A 13,044-nucleotide genomic window follows, 5' to 3' on the forward strand; every position below is an offset into this window, starting at 1 on the left:
CCCACGACGGGTGTTGCGGCCGGTCCGCCACCCCTCCCGGTCAGTCGGTAGCCTGCGGCGACAGGTCGACCGCCAGGAGTTGGTCGTTCGGCCCGACCCGCACCGCGTGCCGCCGGACGTAGATATCCGCCGCCGCGCCGAACGCCGGATCCGGGGGCGTGAGGATTCGGCCGAGCCCGGTGCGGCACCGACCGCCTCGACGCACCTCGACCGGACCGGGTCGCCGGAAGTGGCGCCACCAGCGCTTGTCGGAGGCGTCGCCGACCAGCACCACGTACCGGTCGTCGGTAGCGGCGTACAGCACCGGCAGGCTGATGTCCCGACCGTCGTTGGCCCGGTAGCGCAACTCGCAGAGCTGAGCGTCCAACAGCCGGTGCCAGCGTGGGGAGCGCAGGATCGCCAACGTCGCCCGGTTGACCAGCGCCGGCGGCCGGTGGGCATGACGGTGACGTCGGCCCGTACCCCGGTTCGGGTCCACCGCTCTCCGCCTCCTCGTCGCGCGCGCCCACGTGACGGCACATCTCCGCGCACACCCTCATCCTCGCGCGGTCGCCCGTGCCGGCGCAGGGCCATCCGGCCCGTCCGGCCGGGCAGGGTCAGCCGGCGTGCACGTGCGGCCGGCGCGACCGGTCCGGCTCCTGCTGGCGCAGGATCTCCCGGGTGACCGGGGCGATCTCGCCCTGGCCGAAGATCAGGTAGCGCAGGAAGTTGCCGGCCGGGTTGCCCTCGGTCCACTCGAAGTAGATGTGCGGGCGGCGGTGGGTGAGATCGCGGATGTGCAGCAGCAGCGCGGCGAGCGCGTTGGGCACCGACGAGCTGGACAGGCGCAGCACCCGGTACTTGCCGTGCAGGACCGCCCCGGTGACCCGCAGCTCGGTCTCGAAGTCCGAGGGGTCGGTGACGGTCACCTCGACGAAGATGACGTCGCTGTCGGCGGGGAAGTCATTGTCGGCCACGATCTGGGCCAGCTTGGCGCGGTACTCGGCGGCGTCCCGGCTGGCCGACTCGTGGGCGATGAGCCGGATGCGTCGCCGTGCGCAGTCGGTGATGAACTGCCGCGCGGTCGGGTCCAGTTCGACGGTGTTGACCCGCAGCTCGAACGCCCGGAACAGGCGGGACAACAGCGACACCCCGATGATCCCGGCGATGAAGCAGGCGGCGATCTTCACGCCGTCGGGGCGTTCCACCACGTTGGCGATGGTGGTGTAGACGAAGATCACGGCGATGATGCCGAAGGCGATCGTGAGGCCGTGCTGGCGGCGGTGCCGCGCGGACAGCGTGACGGCGGTGGCGGCCGAGGTGATCAGCACCAGCACACCAGTGGCGTACGCGCCGCCCTGGGCGTCGACGCTGGCCTTGAAGATGACGGTGATGAGGAACGCCACGGCGGTGAACACCAGCACCAGCGGTCGCACCGCCCGCGCCCAGGTGGGGGCCATGCCGTAGCGGGGCAGGTAGCGGGGGACGAGGTTCAGCAGGCCGGCCAGGGCGGACGCGCCGGCGAACCAGAGGATGGCGATGGTCGACAGGTCGTAGACGGTGCCGAACGCCTCGCCGAGGTTCTGGTGGGCCAGGAAGGCCAGCGCCCGCCCGTTGGCGGGCCCGCCCGGCTCGAACGCCTCGGCGGGGATCAGCACGGTGGTGGCGATGCTGCTGGTGACCAGGAAGATGCTCATGATGACCGCGGCGGTGGTGAGCAGCCGCCGCGTGCCGCGGATCCGTCCGGTCGGCTTCTCCTCCGTGTCGTCCGGATCGCCCTTCACATGTGGCATCACCGCGACACCGGTCTCGAAGCCGGAAAGGCCGAGCGCGAGCTTGGGAAAGACCAGCAGCGCGATCGCGACCATGAGCAACGGGTCGCCGTGCTGGGTGGTCAACGCCGTCGTCCAGTCGCCGACCGCGCTCGGATGGGTGAGCACCCGCCACAGCGCGTCGGACACCACCACCGCGTTCAGCGCCAGGTAGACCCCGACGAGCCCGACGGCGATGCCGATCGCCTCGCCGAAGCCTTTGAGGAACACCGCTCCCAGCAGCGCCACCAGCAGCAGCGTGATGATCACCTCGTGGCCCTTGAGGCTGTCGGGCCAGAATGGGTTCTCGTCGATGTGCGCGGTGGCGTCCGCCGCGGACAGGGTGATGGTGATGATGAAGTCGGTGGCGGCGAAGCCGAGCAGGACGAGGACGAACAGCTTGCCCTGCCAGTACGTCAGGAGCTTCACCAGCATGGCGATGGAGCCCTCACCGTGCGGACTGTCGTGCGCGACCCGCCGGTAGACCGGCAGCGCGCCCAGCAGGGTGACCAGCACCAGCACCAGGGTGGCGATCGGGGAGAGCACCCCGGCGGCCAGTGCGGCGATGCCGGGCTGGTAGCCCAGGGTGGAGAAGTAGTCCACGCCGGTGAGGCACATGACCTTCCACCAGGTGTGGTGGCGCTGCTCGGGCGGCCGGGCGTACGGGCCTTCCGTCTGGGCGGGCCGGGCGGACATGTCCGACAGCAGCCAGTCGCGCAGCGGACGTTTATCCCGGGTCCGCGCCCGATCACGCGTGCCGACGCTCATCGTGCCTCCCCAACTCGCCATCGTCGTCGGGAGTATGCGCTGCGCGAGCGTCGGGCCAGCAGCCAGTACCCGACACGCGTCTCCCGACGCCTCTGCGGGCCTGGCCGGCGCCGCCGGGGCCGGGTTTCACCCCGATCGGGTGGGGGAACCGGCGGCAGGACCAGCGCCGCGTGACGGCGTTGTGCTCGGTGGACGACTTCCGGGAGGGCGATGGGCGACAAGGAGTGGCCTCCCCGAACGGGAGGCTTCGGACGCCGCCTGGACGAGCATGAGCCGGATGACGCGCGGCCGGAGCCGACCCGGAGCCGAGTGGTCGACAGCGCCGTCTACGCCCGGGGCCGCCGCCACGCCTCCCCGGGCACTCTCGCCGACACCTACCGCTGCCTCCAGGAACTCGATCGGGCGATGGCCTGGATCGGCCTCTACCGGCCCGGCACCGGACAGCTCCAATCTCTGGCCCGGGAGTTCCAGCTGCACGACCTGGCTGTCGAGGACGCCATCAACGCCCACCAGCGGCCCAAGCTGGAACGCTACGGCGACACCCTGTTCGTGGTCCTGCGCGCCGCGCGCTACCTCGACGACCGCGAGGAGGTCGAGTTCAGCGAGCTGCACCTGTTCATCGGACCCGGCTTCGTCATCACCGTCCGCCACGGCGAGGCGCCCGACCTCCCCGCCGTCCGCCGCCGGCTGGAGGCCGACCCGCAGGTCCTGGCACTCGGGCCCGAAGCTGTCCTGTACGCGGTCCTCGACCAGGTTGTCGACGGCTACGCCCCCGTCGTCGCCGGACTGGAGAACGACATCGACGAGATCGAGACCCAAGTCTTCGGTGGCGACCCCAACGCCAGCCGTCGCATCTACGCACTCAGCCGCGAGGTCATCCAGTTCCAGCGAGCCGCCCGCCCGCTGGTCAAGGTGCTCGACGCGCTCACCGCCGGGTTCGACACCTACGGTACGGACGAGGAACTGCGCCGCCGACTGCGCGATGTGGCCGACCACCTCACCCAGGTCGTCGAACGTGTCGACGGGTTCCGGCACCTGCTGCAGAACATCCTCACCGTGAACACCACCCTCGTGACCCAGGCGCAGAACGAGGAGATGCGCAGCCTCACGGCCGCCAGCTACGCCCAGAACGAAGAGATCAAGAAGATTTCCTCCTGGGCGGCGATCCTGTTCGCGCCGACCCTGATCGGCACCGTCTACGGCATGAACTTCACCCACATGCCGGAACTCGACTGGCGCTACGGGTACCTGTTCGCCCTCGCCCTGATGGCCCTGGTCTGCGGCACTCTCTATCTGATCTTCAAACGCCGCGGATGGCTGTGACCCGGCGCCGAAGGCCGGCGCGGGTGGACATCGCGCTCAGCCTCCGGCTGCTGTCGTGCTGGCTCCTGCCAGGTCGAGGGGCCGCAGGATGCCGTGCACGGCCACCACCTCCGCTCCGCCACGCAGCCGCAGATCCCCTTCACGCCGTCTGACCAATCCCGACGTCATGCCGTCCATGCTCACGCCTCCCAGCGGTGTCGCCGGCGGCCGTTACGCCGAATTGACGGCCCGGGCCGACATTTTCACGTCTCCTTGACACCCGACGGGGGCCGGCCGAACCAGCCGGGTGGCGGATGCCGCCGAGGCGGGCCAGCGCCCGGTGCCGTACCGCCACCGGTACGTATCGAGCAGGTGAACCTCCGTGGTCCCGGCGCGTCACCGTGGAGCCAGCCGACGATCTTCTGACTCCGCGACTCCGCGCCCGCGAAGGGACGGACGCCTGGCGGAGGATTGGTCGGCCGCCGACCGGGTACGAGCCGCCATGGTCGGTGACGGTCCGCCGAGGCGAGGCAGCCGGCGGGCACCGGCCGACCGGGCCGCCGACGGCCGCGGGGCGGTAGCGGTGGCGCAGCTGCGGCGTCGGTCCGCGCAGTCGGTGCGTGATCGGCTGCGTCGGGTCCGGGCCGGCACCGGCCTGGCGGCGCAGGCGGGGCTGGCGGCGGGACTGGCCTGGTGGGTGGCCAGCGACCTGCTGCACATCCCGCTTCCGTTGTTCGCGCCGATCTCCGCCGTCGTGGCGCTGGCCGCGTCCGTCGGCCAGCGGCTGCGCCGGATCGTCGAGCTGATCATCGGGGTGTCGATCGGCGTGCTGGTCGGCGACCTGCTGATCTACCTCATCGGGGCCGGGCCGTGGCAGCTTGGTCTGATCGTGGTGCTGGCCGTCGTCGTCTCGGTGTTCATCGGCGGCAGCCCGGCGCTGGTGGTCCAGTCCGCCGCCACGGCCGTGCTCATCGGCACCCTCACCCCGTCGGTGCCGAACCTGGAGATCCCCCGGTTCGTCGCCGCTCTCGTCGGCGGCGCGGTGACATTGGTGGTGACCGCGGTGTTGCTGCCGCTGAACCCGCTCCGGGTGGTCAACCGGGCGGCTAAACCCGCGTTGGACCTGCTCATCGACCAGTTGGAGGCCACCGACGAGGCGATGAGAAGTCGGGACGCCGACCGCGCCCAGGCCGCCCTGGACCGGCTGCGCGACAACAAGAAGCAGCTGGGCGCGTTCAGCGAGGCGGCACAGGGGGCCCGGGAGGCGAACACCCTGTCCCCGCTGCACTGGGGCAACCGGCACGGCCCCATCGAGCGGTACGTGCAGTCGGTGGAGCCGGTAGACCGGGCCATGCGCAACAGCGGAACCCTGATCCGCCGCGCAGTGACGATGATCGAGGACGGCGAACCGATCCCCGAGGCGATGCCCGCGGCGGTGGCCGCACTGGCCCAGGCCGTACGGGTCCTGCGGCGCGAGTTCACCGCCGGCGACGATCCCACCGGGGCCCGCCAACAGGCGTTGCGGGCGGTGTGCGAGGCGGGCCGCGCCTACCGGGCGGGGGTGGGGTTCTCCGGTGAGGTGGTGGTCGCGCAGGTCCGCACGGCCGTCAGCGACCTGCTTGTGGCCACCGGGACCAGTCAGGGCGAGGCGAATCGCCTGGTCCGGCACACGTTCGGCCAACTCACGCCGCCGCCCGCCCCCCTTGCGGCCAGGGCAGGCAGCGACCGGCCGGGCGGAGCCGACGGAGCCGGATCCGCCTCAGGTGTCGGGTGAGTCGACGAGGGCAGGGTGGCAGCATCTCGGCGAGTCAGACTGGCGCGACGGCGACGAGCGCCGCGATGTCCCCAGCCGCCTCCATGTGAGGGAAGTGCCCGGAGCCCGGCAGCGCGGTCACCGTGTGCGGCGCGCGGAAGAAGTTCTCCTGACTCTCAGCCATCTTCGGGGGCAGACAACCGTCCAGGGCGCCCAGGACGCGGTGCAGCCGGCGGGTAGGGAGGCGGAGCGGCCAGAGCCGCGGCATTCACCCGAGCGGGCTGCGCACCTCCAGCCCCACCATCCGCGCACTGAGCTGCCACAGCCGTTCCACCGCCGCCAAGTCGCCCACCAGCGGGGCTGGCGCCGCAGGCAGGCAGCCCTCGTAGTAGCCCCCGTTGACCGGCGTCGCGTCCCCGGTCGCCGCGCGCAGCACCGCCAACGCGCCGTCGACCACCGGCGCGCCGCTGCGGCCGTAGATGGACATCAGGCCCGTCCGCACCACCCCGGGATGGACACTCACCGCGGTCAGCCCCCGGTCACCGTGCCGGACCAGCGCCACGCCGAACATGGTCAGCGCGAGCTTCGCCTGCGCGTACACGGCGACCGGGGCGTAGCGTCCGGTGCGGTTGAGGTCGTCCCAGGCCAGATCGCCCATCCGGTGCAGGCTTGACGAGAGGTTCACCACACGCGACCCGCCGGGGCTGAACGCCGGCAACAGGGACCGGGTCAGCAGGTAGTGCGCCAGGTAGTTGACCTGCCACGACAGCTCGTTACCGTCGGCGGTCTCCGCCCGCTGCGCGGCACCCCGCACAGCCGCGTTGTTCACCAGGAGGTCCAGCCGGTGGGGTCGAGCGGCGACCGCGCTGGCGAGGTCGCGCACCGCGGCGAGCCGGGCGAAGTCGGCGACGACCAGCTCTACCCGTCGCGGGTCCGCGCCGCCACGCACCAGGCGGTCGACCGCCCGCCTGCCGTCGGCGTCGTCGCGGGCGTGCAGCAGCACGTGCCAGCCGGTGGCGGCCAGCTGTCGGGTGACCTCGAGGCCGATGCCGGTGGTGGCGCCGGTGACGAGGGCGGTCCTGGCCGGGTCGGACCTCAGGTCCCTCGGTGCCGGTGGACGGGCGACTTCAGTGGTTGCGGTTCTTGCCATGGTTGACCCTCTTCTTACGGTGTTGCTTCGTGGGGCTGCCGCGCTGTTGAGATCAGCTGTCCTTCAGACCCCAGAAGGCCCGCCCCGGATGGGACCGCACCGAGTCCGCGCGCTCGATCGCCTCGAGGCACGCGCCGGCCAGCTCTCCCGCGGTCAGGTCGTACATGGCATGGGGGTCGATCCGAAGTGCCGTCAGGCGGCCGTCCCGCCGCATGGTGACCTCCACGTACCCGGCGGGGTCGGCGCCGGTGACGGCGCCGGCAACGTTGTCGTCGTGCATGGCTGCGCTCTCTCAACGAAGGGCACGCGGCGGGCCAGGGCCGTACAAACCCTGACCCGCCGCGTGGTGGAAGGGGCGGGGCTAGCGGCGTCCGTGGCCCGGATGCGAGGGACGGGCACGCCCTGTCTGGACCGCACCGACCGCCCATCGACCGCGCCGGATCACGCGTCTGCGTACCGGAACGCGCCGGGTCGACCTGACCACCCTCGTCCTTCCCACCTGGTCGGGATCCGTCGTCCCGACCAACCCAGCACACTCCACCCAGCCGACCCCGGACAAGGCCGTTGACGCCGTCTATACGCGTGACACCCTCGATTTCACGCCGTCTATACGGCGCCTGGGGACCGGAACGGCTGCCCGTGTCGGCGGACAGCCGCTGTGGGAGCTTGGACCGGGGGCGGCAGCAGAGTTCCGGCGTCAGGCCGGCCCGACGCGACTGCTTCGCGCTACGCGGGCGTAGTGCTCCGGTGCGCCGCGGCGCGGGTGGTAGACCCGCTCACAGGCTCGCCCCGACACCGGATCAACCAGGCCCGGCACGGGCGACCGGTACCGGCCTGGACGCCCCGCATCCCGCGCCGGCGACAGATCAGCCCGTCGTCACCCGCAGCCGGTCGCCGGCGTCCAGGCGGTAGCCGACGCCGTGCACCGTCGTGATGACGGGGCCGCGTCCGGCCAGCTTCTGCCGGATCCGGCGCACGTGCCCATCGACCGTGCGGGCACACCGGCACGCCTCGTACCCCCAGACCTCGCGGAGCAGTTGTCCACGGGTGAGCACCTGGTGGGGATGGCGGGCCAGGTGAAGCAGGAGATCGTATTCCCGCCGGGTGAACGACACCGGAGCGCCGTCGAGGTGGGCGGTCCGGCTCACTGGTCGCAGCAGCAGCTCGGCTGGTCGGGGCGGCCGGGTCCCGCCCACCACCGGCGCGGTGCCGTCCCGCCGCCGACGGCGGGTGCCGAGGCCACGTCGGGTACGGCGACCGGGCCACCTGGCAGCAGCCTGCCCTGGCGAACAACGCCGGCGGCGATCGTGGAAAGCCGCTCGGCCAGCTCCGCCGCGGTTTCCATGGCGGCCGCACCACACCGGACCACGATCGAGATCTCGATGGTGACGGCGTGCTGATCGACGTCGGGGTCGGGTGGCGCCCAGCGCGACACGGCCGGCAGCACGGTGACCGGGGACGGCATGCGAAGAGTTCCGGGGATGAGTGAGGGGCGGTCAGCCCGGTTGGGTACCGACGAGCGCGGGCGCGCCCGGGTACGGCATGGGCAGGGTCGGCCGGACCCTGATGTCCGGGCCGACGGCGGGTGCCACCAGGAGGGGATCGACCTGGATACGGTCGATGCCGAGCGGGCGCAACATGGACCGCAGTGCCGACTCGCAGAGCTCCACCCATGGCTGCTCGGCGCCCATCGCGGCGGCGAGCAGGTCCGGTCGGGTGAAGGCGATCCCTACCCGCCGACCCTGCGGAGATCGGCCGGTCCGCACGGTCTGCAGCTGCCGTCCCGGCACGGTGCGGACCGGAACGGCGAAGACTCTCGGGCCCTCGTCCATGGTCGTCGCGATCCTTCCAGTTCAGGCAGCCGTGCTGGCGGCGGATCCGACGCTACGGTGTGCGAGGCGGCCGGCTGCTGGTCAGCTACGCGATTATCACGGCGACGCTGCGAATCGCTACGCGTCCTTGACGTCACCGTGCCGACCGGTCCGGGCGTGGGCAATCACCGAACCGGGGATGGGCTACCGCTACCGAACGTAGTGGCCCCTTCGACGGCGCGTCCGATCTGCTCTCTCGTCGGGGTGGCGTTCGCCGTCCGTGCTGGGCCGCCACCGCGGCTTCTGTCCGGTACGACGTCCGGGCCCGGCGGCGGCCAGGTCCCGATCCGGCAACCGGGCGGTGCGGTCCGGCCACCTGTTGAGATACCGTCGCGATGTGATCGTCGAGGAGCACTGGTGGAACGGGGACGCGACGGCACGTGGGCGTCGCGATGTGTACATCCGCACTGATGGGCAGCGGTGGGAGGTCCAGGCGCAGATCGGCGGCGCCCTGGGCCGGTCGAAGGTGCAGGAGTGCCCCAGCCGTGGCTCGGCCAGCATTCTCGCCGGGGCGTGGCGCGGGGGCGACCCGGCCTGGCGCGAACTGCCGGCTGACCGCGTCGGGCGCGCCTGACGTCGGCTCCCGGCCGCCGTCGTCGGCGGCCGGTGGTTCAGCCGGCCGGCTGACCGTGGGTGCCCGCGTGCGGGAAGTGCAACCGGACGCTGGTGCGGCTCTCGCCGCAGTGCACGGTCACCACGTCGGCGAGCTGTCTGGCCAGCCAGAGACCCCGCCCGCCGACCCGGTCCGCGCTGCCGGGCCGGTGGAAGCCGGCCGCCGGCGGGATCCGGTGGCCACCCGGGTCGTCGACCTGGACGACGAGCATGTCCCCGTGGTGCCAGCCCCGCAGGCGTACCGGGAGCGCGCCGTGGACCAGGCCGTTCGTGGCCACCTCGGTGACCGCGACGACCACGTCACCCGTCGCGTCCGCGTCGAACGATCTCGCCTCGGCCCAGCCGCGCAGCGCGCCGCGGAGCGGGGTGAGCTGATCGAGGTCCACGAGGCGGACGTCGAGGTCCACCACCGGCGGCACCGCGTCGAGCGGGATCTCGCTGCGCCGCCGCAGGTAGTCGGCCGATGCGACGTGGCCGGAGTTGGGCTCGCGGCCGTTCTCGGTGAACTCGTGGTTGTGCAGGGTCCGGACGCTCTCGATGAGGACACCGGGGTGCCGCCGGCTGTCCCAGAGGCAGGTGACCGCGCAGCCGTAGTCGGCGTACGCGTCGCCGCAAGCCGACTCGTACGACAGGTGGGCGGTGGCGCGGTCCACCGGGGCGTCCGACCCGGGTTCGGCCGACACGTCGGCTTCGGTGATCACGTGGACGCTGCTGCCGGCGGCGTGCTGGGCGGCGAGATACCGACGGAGCCGCTCGTACGCGAAGCCCAGCCGCGTCGGGAAGGTGGCCCGCTCGCCCCATTCGAGCCGGTCGGCCAGCGAACCGAGGGCGTCGCGGACGACCCGTTCGACGTGCGCGCCGACCAGCAGGTAGACCCGTTCGTGCGCGGCGACCGACCGCCGCAGCGCGGGGACGAGCCGGGAGCGCAGGGTGTCGTCCGAGTCGACGATCAGGGCGGCGTGCACGAAGTCCCGCGCGGCGGGCGAGGTGGGAGCCGTCACGGCGCCTGCTCCGGCGCGGCCGTGCCGGGGGAGCCGGCGGGGCCACCGATCCACCCCGTGGCGTCGGGGACGCCGACGAGGGTCGGAGGTCGGTCCGCCATCTGGCACCACGCCTTCCGGGAGTTGGGGAAAGCCGGGGCGGTACGACGTCGGCGCGGGCGTCGGTTCGGTGATCTCCGCCGGGGTAGGTCCGTGGGACGAGCCTAGCGCGGTCCCCGGACCCCCGCTGAGCGCCACGGTCACCGGTTCCGCCTGCTCACCGCGCTGTCGAAGATCCCTCAGGAAACCGACAGCCGTGGCCGAAGTCTTCGGGCACGAGGCCACTCGGGTGTTTGGTCGGGCGGTTGACCGATACGTTATTCACCGGTGTGCCGGGAAGTCTGGTCGGCGATGGATGACGCGACCCCTGCCGACGAGGAGACCCCGTGACCGACGCCGACCGGCGCCGCGCCAACCTGTTCGCCCGCCGCTCGTGGGGCGAGACCAGTCGCATCCTGGCCATCCTCCGCAAGGAGACGGTCGGCGGGGCGCTGCTGCTCGCCGGCGCGCTGCTGGCCCTGGTCTGGTCGAACTCGCCCTGGTCGGAGGGGTACCAGGCGCTGCGCGACCTCCGCCTCGGTCCGGCTTCGCTGCACCTGGACCTCGGCATGGCCACCTGGGCCGCCGACGGACTGCTGGCGATCTTCTTCTTCGTCGCCGGGCTGGAGCTCAAGCGCGAGTTCGTCGCCGGTGACCTGCGGGACCCGCGCCGGGCCGCGGTGCCGGTGGCGGCGGCGGCGGGTGGGGTGGTCGTACCGGCCGTGCTCTACCTCCTGATCGCGGGCGGCGCCGGCGCGAAGGGATGGGCGATCCCGACCGCGACCGACATCGCCTTCGCCCTCGCCGTGCTGGCCGTGGTGGGCCGCTTCCTGCCGTCGGCGCTGCGCACCTTCCTGCTCACCCTGGCGGTCGTCGACGACCTGCTCGCGATCGTGATCATCGCTGTCTTCTACACCGCACACCTGTCCGTCGTCCCGCTGCTCGGCGCGCTGGTTCCGCTCGCGATCTTCGCCGTGCTGGTGCAGCGGCGGGTCCGGTCCTGGTGGCTGCTGCTGCCGCTGGCGGCCGTGACCTGGGCGTTGGTGCACGCGTCCGGAGTGCACGCCACCGTGGCCGGCGTCCTGCTGGCCTTCACCGTCCCGGTGATCCGCAGTCAGGCCGCGGGCGGTCCCGACGCCGGCCCGGGCCTGGCCGAGCACTTCGAGCACCGGTTCCGGCCGATCTCCGCCGGCATCGCGGTGCCGGTCTTCGCGTTCCTCTCCGCCGGGGTCACCATCGGCGGTGTCGCCGGCCTGGCCACCGCGCTGACCGACCGGGTCGCGCTCGGAATCGTCGTCGGCCTGATCGTCGGCAAACCGGTCGGCATCATGACCGCCACCTGGCTGGTCTCCCGCTTCACCCGGGCGGATCTGGACGAGGGCCTCAACTGGCTCGACGTGCTCGGCCTGGCTCTGCTCGGCGGCATCGGGTTCACCGTGTCGCTGCTGATCGGCGAGCTGGCGTTCGGCCTGGGCAGTGAACGCGACGGGCATGTCAAGGTCGCCGTGCTCGCCGGGTCGCTGCTCGCCGCGACGGTGGCCACGGTCATCCTGCGCGCCCGCGGCCGCCTCTACCGCCGGCTGTACGAGGCGGAGACCGTCGACCGTGACCACGACGGCGTGCCGGACATCTACCAGCCGGAGTCCGACCGGCCGACCGGCTGACGCGGGCCCGCTCCGGCGGCCGGTCACGCCTCTCTCCACGGCAGGAACGGGAGGGGCCGCTTCAAGCTGTCGGTCGTGCCTCAGCGGCCCGACGGCGCGAGCGTCGCCTCGGGTCCGGTGACCGGCGGGGACGGTGGCCGTTGCCCGAGGCGGGTCATCGCGACGCCGGCGAGCACGATGATCATCCCCGCGATGACGCGTGGCCCGATCTCCTCGTGGAGTACGAGCGCTCCCAGCGCCACCGAGACGATCGGCAGGAGATATCCGACGGTGGCCGCGCTGGTCGCCCCTTCCTCGGCGATGAGCCGGTAGCTGAGGTAGAAGGTGAACCCCGTGCTGAAGACGCCGAGGACGACGACCGCGAAGACCGCCGTCAGTCGGAGATCGACGGACGCGGTGCCGCCGGCCGGCAGGGCGAGCGCGCTCAGCCCGGTGGCGGCGACGAGCTGGGCCGCGGACAGGGCGATGGGGGCGGTGCCCTGCCCGGCGAGTGCCCGGCCCATGTAGGCGAAGGCGACGGCGTAGCTCGCCGCGGCCCCGAGCAGGGCGAGGGCGCCGGTGCTGAGGAGGCCGGTCTCGTGCCAGGGGGCGAAGATCAGCACGGTGCCGGCGAATCCGAGCAGCAGCCCGCCCAGCCGGACGGGGCGGAGTCCGCGCTCCGTGCCGATGGCGAGGCCGATCAGCAGGGACCACAGCGGGGTGGTGCCATTCAGCACGCCGGCCACCCCGGATTCGACGCCCTGCTCCCCGAAGCTGAACAGGAAGAACGGCAGGGCGTTGCAGAAGAAGGCGGCCACCGTCAGGCGGCCCCAGACCCGGCGACCCCGCGGCAGGCGCTGGCGGGCCGCGCCGGCGAGCGCGAGCAGGACGGCGGCCCCGAGTGCGGAGCGGGTGACGGTGATCTGGAGCGGGGTCAGGCCGTTGTTCAGCGCCAGCTTGATCCAGAAGAAGCCGGACCCCCACAACAGGGCCAGGATGGCCATCCGTACCACCGCGCCACGTCCGTAACTCGTCATCCCAGCCCTCCCCGGTCGGTCCGGCTTGCACGTTGCCGG

Annotated in this window: 14 protein-coding genes; 4 read left to right on the forward strand and 10 right to left on the reverse strand. The window is 72.4% G+C overall.

All coding sequences use genetic code 11. The features are described from left to right. Positions 1–40 precede the first annotated feature (40 nt). Positions 41–478 (reverse strand): hypothetical protein, encoded by a 438-nt coding sequence (locus tag ACTWO6_RS03075; protein ID WP_446218117.1) that lies wholly within the window; start codon positions 476–478, stop codon positions 41–43. A gap of 118 nt (positions 479–596) precedes the next feature. Next, positions 597–2,558: an amino acid transporter gene (locus ACTWO6_RS03080; protein ID WP_446218118.1), complete on the reverse strand. Its 1,962-nt coding sequence runs from the start codon at positions 2,556–2,558 to the stop codon at positions 597–599. A 309-nt stretch (positions 2,559–2,867) separates the two neighbouring features. On the opposite strand from ACTWO6_RS03080, the gene corA reads away from it, so the two are divergent. Both corA and ACTWO6_RS03090 read left to right on the forward strand, forming a co-directional pair. Continuing rightward, positions 2,868–3,881 (forward strand): magnesium/cobalt transporter CorA, encoded by a 1,014-nt coding sequence (gene corA / locus ACTWO6_RS03085; RefSeq protein ID WP_446218119.1) that lies wholly within the window; start codon positions 2,868–2,870, stop codon positions 3,879–3,881. 481 nt (positions 3,882–4,362) lie between these two features. Next, on the forward strand, positions 4,363–5,634 hold the full coding sequence (locus ACTWO6_RS03090) for an FUSC family protein (protein WP_446218120.1): 1,272 nt from the start codon (positions 4,363–4,365) through the stop codon (positions 5,632–5,634). Between the two features lie 34 nt (positions 5,635–5,668). Here the strand turns inward: ACTWO6_RS03090 and ACTWO6_RS03095 are convergent, their stop codons facing one another. The 6 genes from ACTWO6_RS03095 to ACTWO6_RS03120 form a co-directional block, all read right to left on the reverse strand. Continuing rightward, positions 5,669–5,797, reverse strand: a complete 129-nt coding sequence (locus tag ACTWO6_RS03095; protein ID WP_446218121.1) for a hypothetical protein — start codon at positions 5,795–5,797, stop codon at positions 5,669–5,671. 84 nt (positions 5,798–5,881) lie between these two features. Then, positions 5,882–6,763, reverse strand: coding sequence for an SDR family NAD(P)-dependent oxidoreductase (locus ACTWO6_RS03100; RefSeq protein ID WP_446218122.1), 882 nt, complete (start codon positions 6,761–6,763; stop codon positions 5,882–5,884). Positions 6,764–6,815: 52 nt separating this feature from the next. Beyond that, positions 6,816–7,043 carry a hypothetical protein gene (locus ACTWO6_RS03105; protein ID WP_446218123.1) on the reverse strand — a complete coding sequence of 76 codons (228 nt, stop codon included), beginning with the start codon at positions 7,041–7,043 and terminating at the stop codon, positions 6,816–6,818. 586 nt (positions 7,044–7,629) lie between these two features. Then, complete coding sequence (locus ACTWO6_RS03110; RefSeq protein ID WP_446218124.1) at positions 7,630–7,911, reverse strand: winged helix-turn-helix domain-containing protein; 282 nt, start codon at positions 7,909–7,911, stop codon at positions 7,630–7,632. Further along, the gene (locus ACTWO6_RS03115; protein WP_446218125.1) at positions 7,908–8,228 is read right to left on the reverse strand and encodes a hypothetical protein; all 321 of its coding nucleotides are present in this window, start codon (positions 8,226–8,228) and stop codon (positions 7,908–7,910) included. The genes ACTWO6_RS03110 and ACTWO6_RS03115 overlap by 4 nt, the downstream gene beginning before the upstream one ends. A gap of 31 nt (positions 8,229–8,259) precedes the next feature. Continuing rightward, a complete protein-coding gene (locus ACTWO6_RS03120) occupies positions 8,260–8,595 on the reverse strand; it encodes an SAV_915 family protein (protein ID WP_446218126.1) in 336 nt (111 codons plus the stop codon). A 376-nt stretch (positions 8,596–8,971) separates the two neighbouring features. Here ACTWO6_RS03120 and ACTWO6_RS03125 point away from each other — a divergent pair, with 376 nt between their 5' ends. Beyond that, on the forward strand, positions 8,972–9,208 hold the full coding sequence (locus ACTWO6_RS03125; protein ID WP_446218127.1) for a hypothetical protein: 237 nt from the start codon (positions 8,972–8,974) through the stop codon (positions 9,206–9,208). Between the two features lie 37 nt (positions 9,209–9,245). Here the strand turns inward: ACTWO6_RS03125 and ACTWO6_RS03130 are convergent, their stop codons facing one another. Then, positions 9,246–10,247 (reverse strand): ATP-binding protein, encoded by a 1,002-nt coding sequence (locus ACTWO6_RS03130; RefSeq protein ID WP_446218128.1) that lies wholly within the window; start codon positions 10,245–10,247, stop codon positions 9,246–9,248. Between the two features lie 425 nt (positions 10,248–10,672). Here ACTWO6_RS03130 and nhaA point away from each other — a divergent pair, with 425 nt between their 5' ends. Beyond that, positions 10,673–11,989, forward strand: coding sequence for a Na+/H+ antiporter NhaA (gene nhaA, locus ACTWO6_RS03135; protein ID WP_446218129.1), 1,317 nt, complete (start codon positions 10,673–10,675; stop codon positions 11,987–11,989). A gap of 80 nt (positions 11,990–12,069) precedes the next feature. Here nhaA and ACTWO6_RS03140 read toward each other — a convergent pair whose 3' ends face one another. After that, positions 12,070–13,005: a DMT family transporter gene (locus tag ACTWO6_RS03140; RefSeq protein WP_446218130.1), complete on the reverse strand. Its 936-nt coding sequence runs from the start codon at positions 13,003–13,005 to the stop codon at positions 12,070–12,072. Positions 13,006–13,044: the final 39 nt, after the last annotated feature.

This window comes from Micromonospora sp. IBHARD004 (assembly GCF_052814115.1).